This window comes from Micromonospora sp. DT178 (assembly GCF_049841695.1).
Taxonomy (GTDB): Bacteria; Actinomycetota; Actinomycetes; order Mycobacteriales; family Micromonosporaceae; genus Micromonospora.
Window position 1 is genome coordinate 232,728 of sequence record NZ_JBNCKV010000008.1, and the last position, 13,426, is coordinate 246,153.

Genomic DNA, 13,426 nt, shown 5'->3' on the forward strand with positions numbered 1-13,426 from the left:
CCGGCGCACCGCCCGGGCGGGCGCCCCCCCCGCGGGCCGCCCGGGGTGAGCCCCACCCCGGGGGTCGCGCCGGGCCAGCGGCGGGCAGGGCGGCCGGTCGGCGACACACCCCGGCCGCCATCCTGAGCAGCTCGGGTAGTGCCCGACATGCGTCCGGGAGCGGATCGAACAGTTGACACCGCCGGTGTGGGACGAGCTCACGGCGCACCAGTGCCGTTGCACCACCACTTGGCTCTGCCCGCATAATGCCATGATGACTGGCGAACGCGTCATGTTGGACGGCTCGCGGCCTATCCGGGAACGCGTTCAGCACCTCCACGACGCCTGGGTCCGGGACGGACGAGGTCGCGCCTTCCTGGTCACCGGCACGGCGTTCTTCGCGGTCTACTGCTGGAGCTTGAACTACAAGATCGGCGACCCGACAGCTCCGGCCTACGATGCCGAACTGGCCGACTTCGTCGCCGCCTCGCACGAACTCAATGGCGGGTCCGCCGGCTGGAACGCCATGCTCAACAGCCGCGAGATCTGTTCCACCTGCCATGACCGGTACCGACTGGAGAACCTCGGGATCTGCACCGGCTGCATGCGATACACCTGCTACGGCTGCGGCGAGCATGAATGCTGCGCCGGCGAGCTGCTTTGATCGCAAGGCTGCCGGTCGAGCGACGCACTCTCACCGGCTGTTCGTCAACTGGCGCTACGACCGCAGGCCGGCCAGATGAGGGCAACGAGACAGCCCTACCGACACCACGTTGGCTGGCAGCAACACCGCCGCCGATCCACTCCCCCACCTTTCGCCCAGGAGCCGTTGCGACCCTCCCCCGATCCCGAGACCGGGCGCAGCCGGTGGTCGACGCCAGCCTGTTGCGATGGCGGGCCGTCGGTGTTGTGCTCGGCGCGAACCCGAGCTTGGCACGAACTTCAGTACCAGTAGTAGCTCCAGTTTCCCTGGCAGTCGGACTCGAATGATTCCCGGCTCTCGAGAGCAATATTCACCGGGATGATGCTGGTCGACCCGAACTCGTCCTCTTCGGCGATGAGCGCGCGAAGTTGTCGTTCCCACTCATGCCATCGCGGTGTCTGCTGCAGTTGCGCGACCTGAGCCGCAGTGTGGACGAACACGGAGACGCGGTGAAGATCCGCGTTCACCGCGACGGTCCAGACGCGGTCTCCCCAGTCGTCGCGGGACTGGTCCCACCGCTCCTGCGGTATCGCTGCCATGACGCGTGCCGTGGCCTCCTCATCGAAGTACCCCAGCCCGCCCATAACCGGACCAGTTACGTACTCGACGCCGGCAAGTGCTGCGATGCGCCGGGCCCGCGAACTAGGAAGTCTCCCGATCCGCAACGCCCGTGCCGTGAACTGCCGCCACCGCCACGGACCGAACTCGGCGACGATCTGATCGAGGACCGCGTCCGCCGGCAGGCGGCGATCATGGTCGGGTGCCGCGCCGCGTACCCAGGCGGTGATGGTCGGAACCTCCACGCCCGGGACTCCGTGGCCGGCCACAAAGTTCATGGACCCGCAGGTAAGGGCAATGAGGGGCTGACCGAGCCGAGCCTCAAGCGCCTCAAGTGCCGGGCGAAGTTGCGCGTCAACGGTCGCCCGCCCTCGAAGGACATCGGCGACCTCCTCGAACTCGTCGTCTTCCTCCGCGCCCACACCAGCATCCTGCCGCACCGGCAGAGCGGGCCCAGCGCAAGCTCCGGCGCCCCGCCAGGCCACGACAGGAGGCGGTGGCGGGATCGGCTGCCGACGAGAGCGAGTGCACCGCAAGACCCATTGAAGACACCGCCTAAGCCCCAACCCGATCCGTTCCAGGCTGCTTCGCCCGGTGCATACACTCGGCGGATGAGCTCACCTGGATACCCCGCCCCGGCCCGACCGCCGGTGGTCCGCCCGCTCTGGTCGCTTGCCGGTCCGGCGTTTGGTGCAATGGTCGCCGCCGGACTGCTCACCGCGCCGATCGGCCCGCTGGGTGGCGCGATCGGGCGTGATCTTGGGCTTTCCACCGCAGCCATGGCAGCGACTGTGGTTGCGTCGGGCGTGGTGGCGACGGCGGCCTTGGTCGTGCCCGGATATCTGCTCGGGCGGCGGTGGCCCACTGCAGCCGGGGTGCCGGCGCTTGTGCTCCTGGTCGTTGGGTGCGTGGTGAGTGCGCTCGCGCCGGGGGCGGCGCTGATGGCGGTTGGGCGGGTGGTTGTCGGGCTGGGTGCCGGAACCGTAGTTGGTGTCGCCCTCGCCCTGTCCGGTCAGCTGGGCCGTTGGCGTTCCCGGGCGCGACTGGTGCTCGGCGTCGCGCTCGGTGCTGCTCTCCTGTTCGGACCTGTCGCGAGCGGCGTGGTGGCGCAAGCGCTGAGTTGGCGGTCGGTGTTCCTGTTCGACGTGCTGGTGGTCGTCCTCGCGTTGGCCGGCACCATAGCGGGCGGCATCGCAATGTGGGTCGTGCGTCTGTCCCGGCCGAGCCCGCCGGCCGCGCCTGCCCGGGCGAAGCGGCTTCCCGACGAGACCCGGGTCGGCGGCCAGCACGCTGACAATCCGTCAACTTGACCTGAACAACTTAGAGGCGTCTGAATTCTGGCGGAGTTGTCGGGTAGGGCTTCGTAGTCGCGGGCCAGGCGTCGGTGGTGCATGATCCAGCCGATGTGCATTCGACGACCCACCGGCGCTTTACCAGCCCTGCTACTCCGGAAAGCACAAACGGCACGGCGTGAACGTGCAGCTCATCGAGGACGACGGGGCGGCTCATCTGGGCGTCGGATGCGCTGCGGGGGCCACCCACGACCTCAGCGCCGACGTGATGACCTTCGTCGACAAGGGCTACCAGGGAACCGGCGGGAGCGTGCGCACGCCGTTCAAGCGCCACCGGTACCGGCCGACGGTGTCGCGCCGGCAGAGGGCCGTCAACCGCGGACACGCCCGGATCCGCGCCCGGGGCGAGCGGGCGATCGCCACCGGTGAAATGGTCGTTGCCATCCTCGTCCAGTTCCCTCACCGCTACATCGACTGCGCCGACGAGCGCTGGGACGAGAACGCCCTGTTCATCGCACACGGCCGTGAAGACATACCCAGGTTGATCTCGGAGATCCGCCGTCTCAAGACCAGCAACCGGCCGACCCACAAGTCTTGACAATTGCTCCTCGCTGACTTGATCCGCTTGACCCGCAACGAGCTGGGTCACCCGACCGGGCGGCAGATCGACGAGGACACGACGCGGGTCCACCTGACGATCGCCCCGATGTACCTGCGCAGGATGCAGCAGCTCGCCGTTCACTTCGCTGGTCCGTCTGCCGGAGCTGAGGCATGACACAGCTCCCGATCCCGGTCCACGTCGGGTCTGGGCCGCTCGACCACTGGGACGACATCGAGGCCAGGCAGCGCCAGTTCGGTGAGGAAGCGGCGCCGTGCCTGCAGAAGCAGCGTCGCCCAACGATTGCCAGTGCGACTCTCGATTGGGCTGTCCTTGGCTTTTGAAGCCTGATGGCTGGGGTTCGACACTATTGCTCACCGCATCGAGCACACCCGCGCCTGCGGTTCTCAGGTTGGCCGCGGGGTGCAGTTCGATCGACCTGCACCCCGCCACCCCGGCCAGGCGGTGCCGCGCCACCACGCATGGAACCCGTCGGCATTGCCGGCCGGCGGCCGGCTCAGAGCCCCGTCAGCGGAGAAAGAGGGTTCCTTGCCATCCTGGGCCGTGTGCTGCCATCGTCGGGAACATCAATCCGCTAGCGAAGCGGCCTGCGTTGATGTTCGTGATGAGCCTGCCCTCACCGTTGATCGAGACCAGGTCGGCGCGACCGTCCCCGCTCAGGTCGGTCGGGTTGGGCAGCATGTTGGCGTTCCAACCCTGACCCACAGAAACTCGGGGTCCCAAGCTGGCACGTCCGTTCGTCATGCCCTGATTGCGGAAGGCGGCAAGCGTCCCGTCCACCAGCACACCGAGCACATCCGCAGGTCCGTCGCCGTCGAGGTCGACGACGTGCACGGCCAGGTAACCGGTCCAGCCCTCACCGATCCGTTGACCGGTGGCGAACATTCCGCCGGTGAAGCTGCCGGTGTTCAGGTAGTGCCACAGCGATCCATCGGACTTGATGGACACCAGGTCGGCTCTTCCATCACCCGTGAGATCACCGACGATGGGACGCTCGGCGGTGCTCCACCCCTGGCCGACCTGGACGGCCAGACCCCAGGTGACAGCACCGTTGTTCATGCCGGTATTACGGAACGCCTTGAGCGTGCCGTCCGGGAACACTCCCAGCAGGTCAGCGCGCCCATCGTCATCGAGGTCAGTCAGGTGCACCGCCAGCATCCCCTGCCAGCCGCTGCCGACCTGGACACCTGCCGCGAACATGTCACCCGTGAAGGACCCGGTGTTTCTGAACTGCACCAAGGCCCCGGTGCTGGTCACTGTCAGCAGGTCCGCGAGCCGGTCACCGTCGAGATCACCGGTGATAGGCAGCTGCGTGGCCGACCAACCCTGCCCGACCGTCTGGGTAGGGCCCAACTCCGGCCAGTTCATCGTGGTGCGCAGGTTCTCGTACGCGTTCAGCGTGCCGTTTGCCCTGACAGCCAGCACATCGGAGCGCCCGTCTCCGCTCAGATCCACGCTGTCGACGCCCCGGCGCAGCGCAAAGGTCACCAGCGGGTGGAGCACGCCGTGGGCCACCGACTCCGGATGGGCGGCGATGGCGGGAAGAAGGTCACGAATCTCCTGGCGAAGGTTGTTTGCCACAGTGGTCTGTCCGGCGCGCTCGGCGGTCAGGAGATCCACGGCGCGAGTCGCCGCGTCCACGAGGCGCACCGTCTGCTGCAACCACGGTCCCGCCTCGGTCGTCAGGCTGGTGTTCATGGTCTGCAGGGCCGTACTGGCCGTCCTGAGACCAGAGAGCCTCTGTTTGAGTGCGGCGGCGGCGTTGTCCACCCCGCTTCCGGTACGGAGGGCATTGCGGAAGCTCCTGATGGCATCGGCCAGCGCCACCGAGTCGGTGTGGTCGACGACGGACGAACGGTTGATCTCGGCGAAGGTTCGCAGCTGGCTGGCCATCGATCCACCCAGGGTGTTGATGGCGCGGGACCAGGAGTCCTCTGGCTGATAGTGTCCCGGATTCCAGGCGAAGTCGGCGGCAGTGAGCAGGGGCAGCTGGGAAGGGCCCTGCTGGGTCATCTCGTTGAACAGGATTCCCGGAGCAGCGGAAAGCGCAGCCTCGCGCCCGGCCAGCGGGCCCATCTGGAGCCGATCCCAGACCTGGTCATTGACCGGGAAGTTGTCCCAGATGGCGAGGCGGTGCCTGGGGAACGCCAACTGTGCGTCGTCGAGGTTCTTCCGGGTGATACTCGGCGACAGCACCTCGGGACCGGTCCAGTACACGCCCACGGCGGTGTCGAGCCGAGTGTCGAACTCGGTCCGGTAACTGCTCACCGCCATCCCGGCGTACTCGCTGCTGACCGTGTACAGCTGGCCCATGTCGGCGTGGGCTCGGACGAACTTCGTCTGGACGAAATTCGTGACGTCGGCCTGCGCCCGGGCCCACGCCGTGACCCCGGTTCCGTACGTTTGGCCGTCGCTGACGCAGGAGAACGGCCGCGTCGGGAAGACGTCGTCCCAGGCGATGACGAAGTGCCTGACCCCGATCTGGTACATCTGATCGAGCCGGGAGAGGAGGGTGTTGCGCTCCGAGGCGGAGGAGTGGCAGATGCCGCTGGCCTGGTCCAGCGGCATTTCGGGTGAGATCCGGTAGACGAACGCGACATGCAGGCTGTTGGCCTTGGTGACGACTTCACGCAGGTCGCCAAGTTCCGCGTTCGTGTACGGGGTGCGCCAGTTGTTGCTTCCGCTACCGCCCGTGCGCGGGTCAGCCGCGGGCCCGTAGAAGAAGCGGTTCATCTTGTTCCGAGCGAGGACCTCCACCTGTTCCAGCCGGTCAGCCTTCGTCCACCGGGCCACCCCTGGGGGTGGGGGGTTGGCCGAGTCCATCCCACCGCGGAATGTGAAGGCTGGCCAGTCCTTGATCGTGACCCGCGCGATCTTCGCGCCAGAAGAGTCCGACGTCAGGAGCTGTTTCAGGGTCTGTGCGGCGTAGAAGGTGCCCACCTTCTGGCCGCCGGAGAGCACGACTCGCTGCCTGCCGGCAGAGTCCGTACCGGTGGCCAGCAGATAGCCCTGATCCGGCAAGGTGCTCGGCGCTGTGACACCGATCGCGTTCAGGGCCGCCGCGCTGGCGGGTGTCTCCTGCTCGCCCCCGACGTAAACGGTCGTTCCGGCGCCCGGATCGGTGCCGGTGATGGTGACGCTCGTGTTGTGCGCGGTGAATGCAGCCACCACGGCGTCAACGGCCGGCTGGTCCGCAGCCGTGCCACGAACAACTGTCAGAGCGGCCGGCAGGTCAAGTGCGGTTCCGGTAACGGACAATTCCCGTGGCTTGGGACTGAGAGATGGGGTGGCTGCAGCGCCACTGGCCGTGGGCGGTGAGCCGATCAGCGTGACCGCACCGAGGAGCGAGGCTAACGCGTAGGCGGCCACTGGGCCTGAAAAGCGCCAGCGTCCCTGACGGTAACTGCTTCGCATGGGCGTACTCCTAGGCATTTGAGGATCATGACTGGAGCCGGTGGCACTAGCGACTCAGGGAGATACTGGACTAGACCAGACGGCCTCGTCAATGGCTGCGGCCGCCAAGCAGTCATGATCTTGGATCAGACTGGATCCGCGGGGTCCGTTGGGTGACGGACCCCGCACGCAGCGGGCGCCCCGGGGCCCTGCGGGTGCCGAAAACCTCGTCCGCGCTGGTCAGACGGCGTTTTGCGTATTCGTGCAGGAGTCCGCCGAGTCGAAGCGTGTCCCTGGCGGCGGGGCCCAAGCCGGTCGCGGCGACCAGGTACAACACCGCCACGGTCCAGAGCAGGAAGGCGGCGCCGGTCGCCCATACCGCCGCGAGAAGCGCGCCGACCGTCGTCCCAACGATCTGTCCACGGCGATCATGATGTCTCATCGATGCACGAAGCCACCGGGCCGAGAGGCAGCGGCACGCTCATCGCCCCCACACCGCACGTGCTGTTCGCGGGGACGTGCCGTCCACCACCGCCCGGGCCCAGTGGACCTCGGGTCGCCGGGCGCCGGGCGCCGGGCGCCGGGCGCCGGGCGCCGGGCGTACGCGATGATGTCGCCGCCGCCCTGGCCGACGCGGTCCGCTTCCTCGCAAGCGACGCCGGCAGATGGATCACGGGCCAGACCATCGACGCCACCGGCGGAACCCACCTGTGAGCCTCGGCGAAGCGGCTGACGATCTCCGCGAGCCGACGGCACGCGAAGGTGGTCGGCACTGGGCCGACCGCCGACATCGCGGTCCTCCCCCGACCGGGCTACCGAGCGTCAGGTGTTGACCGGACGCGGGCGACCAGGCGCACGTGGGTGACCAGCCAGTCCAGCGGCTCGCCGGCCGGGGTGCTGAGGGCGACCACCGGGGCGAGACGGTTGGTGACGACCCAGTCGTTGCGGGACGCTCCGCTCGCGGGGGCGATCTCGAAGCCCGACGTCGGTGGGCAACGATTTCCAGTCGGCGTACTCCATGCCGCAAGATCGCGACCTGAATCACCGACTTCTACAACCGGCGCCGCCGGCACTCCGTCTGCGACCGGCGATCACCCATCGACTGAGAACGGTCAGAGACCCGCGCACCGGAGGCCTGGGCCGCATAACGACGCCCTCCACAATTCCAGGGGATTGACACACGTGGGCGAGGCCAGGGAAAGTATTTGCTTAGGCACTGATCACCGCTGTAAGCCCACTGCAGTTAGCGAAGCTTGAGTAGGAGGTGCAACAGCTGCCAATTGCGGAATCGCGAACCGATCAGGTGTCGGTAGTTTACGACTGTTCATGAACAGGACAGGCAATGCCCGCTCCTGGTCGACCCCGGCAAGGGTCCAGGAGGGCGCAGTCCCTGTTACGCCAGGACCTAGAGGATGACAAGGAGCAGGTGGTCAGAGTTGTGCGAAGAACAACGAGCAATTCGGAACTGATTTTTGGCTCTAACAGCATCACGTCTCGCCAGGTTATCGAAATGCTCTCGGCGCCGGACATGGCAAGCAGGTGTCGCAAGCTTGGAATCTTCCGATCATATCCGATCATTGGCGATGAATACTGCGTCATGGCAAGGGAGTTTGTCGCCGCGCATGGCGAGTTGATGACGCGACTCCTCTCTGGCGAAGCCGTCGAGGAGGAGGTGATCCACGTACTCATTCGAAACTATCTCAACTATCCGTCACAAGTGTCGGCCAAGAATTTTTTTGAGATAACGGCCGCCCGCGACCGCGCCCTTAACGCCACTATGATGCGACACCTCTCAGCTCGACCCCCTCGGGATTCGATCAATATTCTCGGTTATGGAGCTGACTCGTGTGCGGATGAACGTCGGATCGCCGAGAGACTCATCAGGCGGGGGATCTGCAAGGAGGCCACCATTTTTCGCTACAATCCTTTTAGCAGCCTCCAGCATCCCGACATCAATGACCTGCAATCCACCGAGATGGAAGGGATGGGCGGCACGAAATTCGATATAGTTCTGGCCTTCTGGACACTGCACCACGTCTTTCCTGAATATCGGTGGTCCGAGATAGGGGCTTTCCTGAGACGTGTCGCCCCCGGAGGAACTGTGGTGATACTGGAGGAAGGGGATCTTCAGTCGCCCCCCTCCGCGTCGCCAGCCGAGCGCGCATATCACTTCATGGTGCTTTGCCAAGACATCATTGTCAATCGCGCCCTTCGGCCAGAATGGCTCGGCACTCCAGAGAACTTCTATGCGAAATATTTGAGCAGCCAGGACATGCAGTTGATGGAGGCCTATTTTGCTCGCCCCTTCCAGCGCCATGAACCTTCCATCAACCGTGGAGGCGTCATTGACGAGACGGTACTATTCTACGACTGCCCGTAGCCGCGATGGACGTCGATGCCAAGGGCGAGAGTATTGTTCTGATGACGCACCTCGGTAGAACGGCTGCCGAGCGGGCGTAGCTTGGCGCTGTGCCACTTCCACCCGTAGAATCTGCGCCCTGCTCGGCGTGCCAATCGCTAACCTGGACCTGTTCGCGGCCACCACTCAGACGCTGGATTCACCACGGCCGAACATGAGGACATGGCCGCTCTGCTGTCGTGCCTCGACCAGTTCATGTAGTACACCAACGTCACTTGATCTTTCGGCTGGCTTGGTGACTGAGTCTGCTCTGGTAGTGGGACCGTCGGGCTCGGGCTTGGGATGTTCGATCGTGGGCCGATACCGGGCCCGGACGCGGGTGGTGGACGGTCGGCACCGGCGGCGGGTGCGGCAGGCCCAGCACGAGGCCGCCCGCACCGTCGTCGCCTGGGCCGTACCGCGATGTCGGCGCGGCGGCCAGCATCGCCATCCGTACCTCAGGCGGAGACCCACAGGTCGTGGATCTTCGTTTCGGTCTGTTCGCGGGCGGAACTACGCCGGAGTGGCATCCCGATCAAGACCGACCAGGCCGCTGGCCCGCTGGCCCGACGTCGCGGCGGACACGGCCGTCACGGCTTCCCGCAGTTGTGGACCGCGACGACCCTCGTCGAGCCGAACCCGGACACCGTGCTGGTACCGCTGGTCGCCGCGTGGCCGGCCGGCCTGGCCGGCACCACGGTCAGATGCAGGCCGCGCTCCGCAGGGCCGGTGCGCTCGTTCCGCTGGCCACCGGCGAGGATCTCCGAAGGTGCGCCTCTGCTCGTCGCTTCGCGCTTGCTAAATTCCGCACATGATCGACACTGCTGCGGCGGTCGAGTGGGTGATCGCGCACGGCGACGAGTCCGACAGGCACCGACTGGCGACGGTGCTGACCGGGGTGTGGCCGGCGCCGCTGGATGTGGCGGACGCCCTGTTCGCCGACCAGTCTCCCGAGGGCGGTTTCCCGGCGCCCTGGTCACCCGGCACCCCCTCGGTGGCGGCGACGTGCGAACGGCTCGACCGGATCATCGAGTTGGACCTGCGGTACAGCTCACGGGTGGATCGTTGCGCCGACTGGCTCGCCGCGCTGGTCGCGCCGGACGGCGCGGTGCGCTCCGCCGTGGACACCGGGCACCTGCCGTCGCGGGACCCGCTCTACCTGACCGCCAAGGTCGGCTGGTGCCTGGCGGTCCTGGACCGGCCCGAGGCGGCCGGGCCGGCCGCCCGGGCGGTGCGCGACGCCGTCGAGGCCTCAGGGGTCTGGCCGTCGTGCCTCACCACCACCTGGCTCGCCGCCGCCCTGCTGTGGGCGGCGGGGCTGCGCGAGGAGGCAGACCGAGGGCTGGACATCCTGGCGCGGCGGCTGCTCGACGCCCCGCCGGCCGACATCGCCCGCGCCGGATGCGCGCTACGGGCGACGTTGCTGCCTCCGGAGCATCCAGTGTTCCGCGTCGTGGTCCGGCGGCTCACCGCCACCCAGCGCCCGGACGGCTCGTGGCCGGTCGACGGTGCCCCTACCGAGCAGGTCGCAGTCGCCATCACCGCGATAGGCGCCGTCGCCGGCCTGGTCTGAAACGCGTCCACCGCAAGGGCGAAAGACCGGGTCAGGAGCAGGGGAGGTCGGCGCAGCCACCCGTGAATCAGCCGCACGGTCGTGGGCGCCCCGAGGCCCTGGCGAGGCGGGGCGGGGCGCCCCGATCACACGGGGACCACGCAAGCACCGCACGTGGCTGCGGGGTCAGCGCTGGCGGCGGTTCCAGGGGCCGGTGACGGCGTACGTGATGCCCGGGTTGTAGACGTTGAAGAACATGGTCCGGCCGTCGGCGGAGAACGTCGCGCCGGCCAACTCGCCGAACTCCGGGTCACCGGCGGTGCCGACATCGACCCGGTTACGTGCGAAAACGAACACCTCCCCGGCGGCAGTCGTACCAAGGATGTGCTGGTCCCCGATCCCGTCCTCGCACATCATGAGGCCTCCGTACGGCGACATACAGATGTTGTCCGGGGCGTCGAACTCCGGGTTCTCCGGTGCCGGGGTGGGGCGGGTGAAGATGGTCTCCAGGCGCAACGTGTTGGCTCGCGGGTCGTACCGCCAGACCTGACCGTCGTGGTCGCGGGCCGAGCCCTGCGCGCGCCGGGCGAACGACGAGACGAAGTAGGCGCAGCCGTCGTTCTCCCCCCACCAGGCGCCCTCGATCTTGTACCCACCGGTGATCGGCTTGCCGTAGTCCTGGGCACGGACCGACTCCGTCGTCGCCAGCGGGTCAGGCACGTCAAGCCACTCGACGCCAGAGAAGGACGTGCCCGCCGTCGTCACCACCGACAGGTCCGGCAGATCCGGGACGTGCAGGGCCTGCAGCACGCCGCCTGCCCGCAGGCTCCCGTGACCGCCGAGCGGCCGGTTCGGCAGGAAACGGTAGAAGCTGCCCAGCGGCGCCACGAACGCGTCCTCGGTCTCGTAGACGATGCCGGTCTGCGGGTCGACCGCGACCGCCTCGTGCTGGAACCGACCCATCCCGGTCAGCGGTGTCGGATCGATGTTGCGAGCATCGTCGTACGGGTCAACCTCGAAGATGAACCCGTGGTCCTTCGCGTACCCGCGGGCACCCGCCTTGTCTTCGGTCTCCTCACAGGTCAGCCACGTGCGCCACGGCGTCCGGCCGCCGGAACAGTTGATGGCCGTGCCGCCAAGGCTGACGTGCTCAGAGACGGCGCGGTTCGACGCGTCGACGGCGAGGGTGCTGGTCCCGCCCCCGGCGGCCGGGTCGTACGTGCGTTCCGGCGGAGCCACGACCGTGATCTTCGCGGTCGGGGAGCACTCATGGTTACGGACCAAGCGGGTGCCGCGCGCCTTGTCGGCGAAGGAACCCATACCGTCGAACCGGCTCGGCACGATGCCACCGTCGGGCCGGACGGTGCCTTCGCGCGACAGCACCGTGTAGCGAAAGCCCACCGGCAGGTCGAGCATGCCGGCCGGGTCAGGCACGAGCGGACCGTACCCGGCCTCCGGGCCGGACACCCCCAGCGCGGGTGCCGCGGTGAACAGGGCGTCGACCGAACCGGCCACGGCCACGGCGAGACCGACTCCGGCCGAGCGGGACAGGAACTGGCGGCGAGACAAAGACACGGACAAGCCTCCTAGACGTCACGGACCGTCGCGTCCGGCCGACATCGACCCGAATCGCTCGATCCACTACGTCACATCCCGACCCAACCGTCAAGTAGATGACGGTTAGACAGTGGACCGGGCAGGATGACATCGGCAGTCACCCCGAGGCAGTGGCATCGACAGTGGATTCGATCGAGCGCGGCGTGCTGCTCACGCCGGAGATGCGCACCCGGATGTTCCGGTCGCAGGCCACTGGCGACGGTGACGCTCGCTCGGCCGTCCCCGGGCTCCACGCCGCGCCCGATGAGCACGTGCAATTGCGAACCTCCGTCGTTGGCTACCGTCGTCAACGATGACGCTTGAGCAACCACCACTTCTGGCCAACAAATGGCCACGCTTGGCTGCGGAGCTTGCGACCGCGCTTCACGAGGCGGACGAGAGCGACCTGGTCGACCAGGTCGACAGTCTCCGAGTGCTCCAGGAGTGCCGTTGCGGCGACGACTTCTGCCAGAGCTTCTATACGCAACCACCACCGGCCGGCGCCTACGGTCCGGGCCACCGGAACGTCGGTCTCAGCCCTCACCGGGCGGGCATACTCGTCCTTGACGTGGTCGACAACATGATCATGTTCGTCGAGGTCCTCGACCGTCCGCCGGTCAACTGACTGGGAGAACTCGGTCCGGTCCGCCCGCCACAGCAGCACCGCGGCGACGGGTTCCCTCCACTTCGGGCCGCACCCATCCTGCGCCAGCACCGCAGCAATGCGGGTCAACGGCCCGATGCTTCGTTGACGCCGTACCGCACCATGACGTGCAAGTCCTCGGCGAGTAGATCCCTTGCGAGGCCACGATCCACGAATGCTGCCAACGATCGGCCGATCTCGTCTCCCGCCACATCAGCCAGGTCCTCATCGTGTGCGGCACGCCGCAACGCGTCCAACGCGCGCGGGTCGTCCCAGTTCGCGAAGTCGATCGCGGCCTGGCACCGGAGGTCCGGGTCCTCCGACTGGTCCAGCAGCACCGCGTGCAGGCGCTCGGCGCGCCAGTCCCACCGCGGCCGCCCGGCCGCCCGCAAACCGTCGCGCAGTTGCCCGGGCGGTCGGTATCCGTGTTCTTCAACGTAATGCAAGATCATCATCGGCGCGACGTAGATCTGCCCGTCGGGCAGGTAGTAGCGGTACTCGCCGTTGCCCTCGAAGGCCCGCAGAAGTCACAGTCGTGCCAGCCGAGCGTGACGCTGCCGAGCCGCCGGGAGGTAACCCGCAGGCGCTCCATCTCGGCACCAGTCATCGGCGCGCCGCCGCCCTGCACCCCGTAACGGCGCCCCAGCCACCCAACAGCCCGCATCGGAAGCGGAAAGCCGAGGTAGTCGTACG

Annotated in this window: 10 protein-coding genes and 2 pseudogenes; 7 read left to right on the forward strand and 5 right to left on the reverse strand. The window is 67.4% G+C overall.

Annotated elements, in window-relative coordinates; all coding sequences use genetic code 11:
* Nucleotides 1-253: 253 nt before the first annotated feature.
* On the forward strand, nt 254-643 hold the full coding sequence (locus tag ACLQ22_RS17445; RefSeq protein WP_425693222.1) for a hypothetical protein: 390 nt from the start codon (nt 254-256) through the stop codon (nt 641-643).
* Nucleotides 644-921: 278 nt separating this feature from the next.
* Here ACLQ22_RS17445 and ACLQ22_RS17450 read toward each other — a convergent pair whose 3' ends face one another.
* A complete protein-coding gene (locus ACLQ22_RS17450; protein WP_425693223.1) occupies nt 922-1,662 on the reverse strand; it encodes a hypothetical protein in 741 nt (246 codons plus the stop codon).
* Between the two features lie 189 nt (nt 1,663-1,851).
* Here ACLQ22_RS17450 and ACLQ22_RS17455 point away from each other — a divergent pair, with 189 nt between their 5' ends.
* Complete coding sequence (locus tag ACLQ22_RS17455; RefSeq protein WP_425693224.1) at nt 1,852-2,550, forward strand: MFS transporter; 699 nt, start codon at nt 1,852-1,854, stop codon at nt 2,548-2,550.
* 29 nt (nt 2,551-2,579) lie between these two features.
* On the opposite strand, the pseudogene ACLQ22_RS17460 reads toward ACLQ22_RS17455, so the two are convergent.
* Nucleotides 2,580-2,677, reverse strand: a pseudogene (locus tag ACLQ22_RS17460) (IS5 family transposase); the annotation flags it as partial.
* Here ACLQ22_RS17460 and ACLQ22_RS17465 point away from each other — a divergent pair.
* Nucleotides 2,675-2,956, forward strand: a pseudogene (locus ACLQ22_RS17465) (IS5/IS1182 family transposase); the annotation flags it as partial. The pseudogenes ACLQ22_RS17460 and ACLQ22_RS17465 sit on opposite strands and share 3 nt — an antisense overlap.
* 702 nt (nt 2,957-3,658) lie before the next feature.
* Here ACLQ22_RS17465 and ACLQ22_RS17470 read toward each other — a convergent pair.
* Nucleotides 3,659-6,565 carry a beta-N-acetylglucosaminidase domain-containing protein gene (locus ACLQ22_RS17470; RefSeq protein WP_425693225.1) on the reverse strand — a complete coding sequence of 969 codons (2,907 nt, stop codon included), beginning with the start codon at nt 6,563-6,565 and terminating at the stop codon, nt 3,659-3,661.
* Nucleotides 6,566-7,970: 1,405 nt separating this feature from the next.
* On the opposite strand from ACLQ22_RS17470, the gene ACLQ22_RS17475 reads away from it, so the two are divergent.
* Both ACLQ22_RS17475 and ACLQ22_RS17480 read left to right on the forward strand, forming a co-directional pair.
* The gene (locus tag ACLQ22_RS17475) at nt 7,971-8,924 is read left to right on the forward strand and encodes a hypothetical protein (RefSeq protein WP_425693226.1); all 954 of its coding nucleotides are present in this window, start codon (nt 7,971-7,973) and stop codon (nt 8,922-8,924) included.
* Between the two features lie 829 nt (nt 8,925-9,753).
* A complete protein-coding gene (locus ACLQ22_RS17480; protein ID WP_425693227.1) occupies nt 9,754-10,515 on the forward strand; it encodes a hypothetical protein in 762 nt (253 codons plus the stop codon).
* A 165-nt stretch (nt 10,516-10,680) separates the two neighbouring features.
* Here the strand turns inward: ACLQ22_RS17480 and ACLQ22_RS17485 are convergent, their stop codons facing one another.
* Nucleotides 10,681-12,069: an alkaline phosphatase PhoX gene (locus ACLQ22_RS17485; protein ID WP_425693228.1), complete on the reverse strand. Its 1,389-nt coding sequence runs from the start codon at nt 12,067-12,069 to the stop codon at nt 10,681-10,683.
* Between the two features lie 98 nt (nt 12,070-12,167).
* On the opposite strand from ACLQ22_RS17485, the gene ACLQ22_RS17490 reads away from it, so the two are divergent.
* Together ACLQ22_RS17490 and ACLQ22_RS17495 are read left to right on the forward strand one after the other, a co-directional pair.
* Complete coding sequence (locus ACLQ22_RS17490; protein ID WP_425693229.1) at nt 12,168-12,407, forward strand: hypothetical protein; 240 nt, start codon at nt 12,168-12,170, stop codon at nt 12,405-12,407.
* A complete protein-coding gene (locus ACLQ22_RS17495; RefSeq protein WP_425693230.1) occupies nt 12,404-12,715 on the forward strand; it encodes a hypothetical protein in 312 nt (103 codons plus the stop codon). Before ACLQ22_RS17490 ends, ACLQ22_RS17495 begins: the two co-directional genes overlap by 4 nt.
* Before the next feature lie 104 nt (nt 12,716-12,819).
* Here the strand turns inward: ACLQ22_RS17495 and ACLQ22_RS17500 are convergent, their stop codons facing one another.
* Nucleotides 12,820-13,188: a HEAT repeat domain-containing protein gene (locus ACLQ22_RS17500; RefSeq protein ID WP_425693231.1), complete on the reverse strand. Its 369-nt coding sequence runs from the start codon at nt 13,186-13,188 to the stop codon at nt 12,820-12,822.
* Between the last annotated feature and the right edge of the window lie 238 nt (nt 13,189-13,426).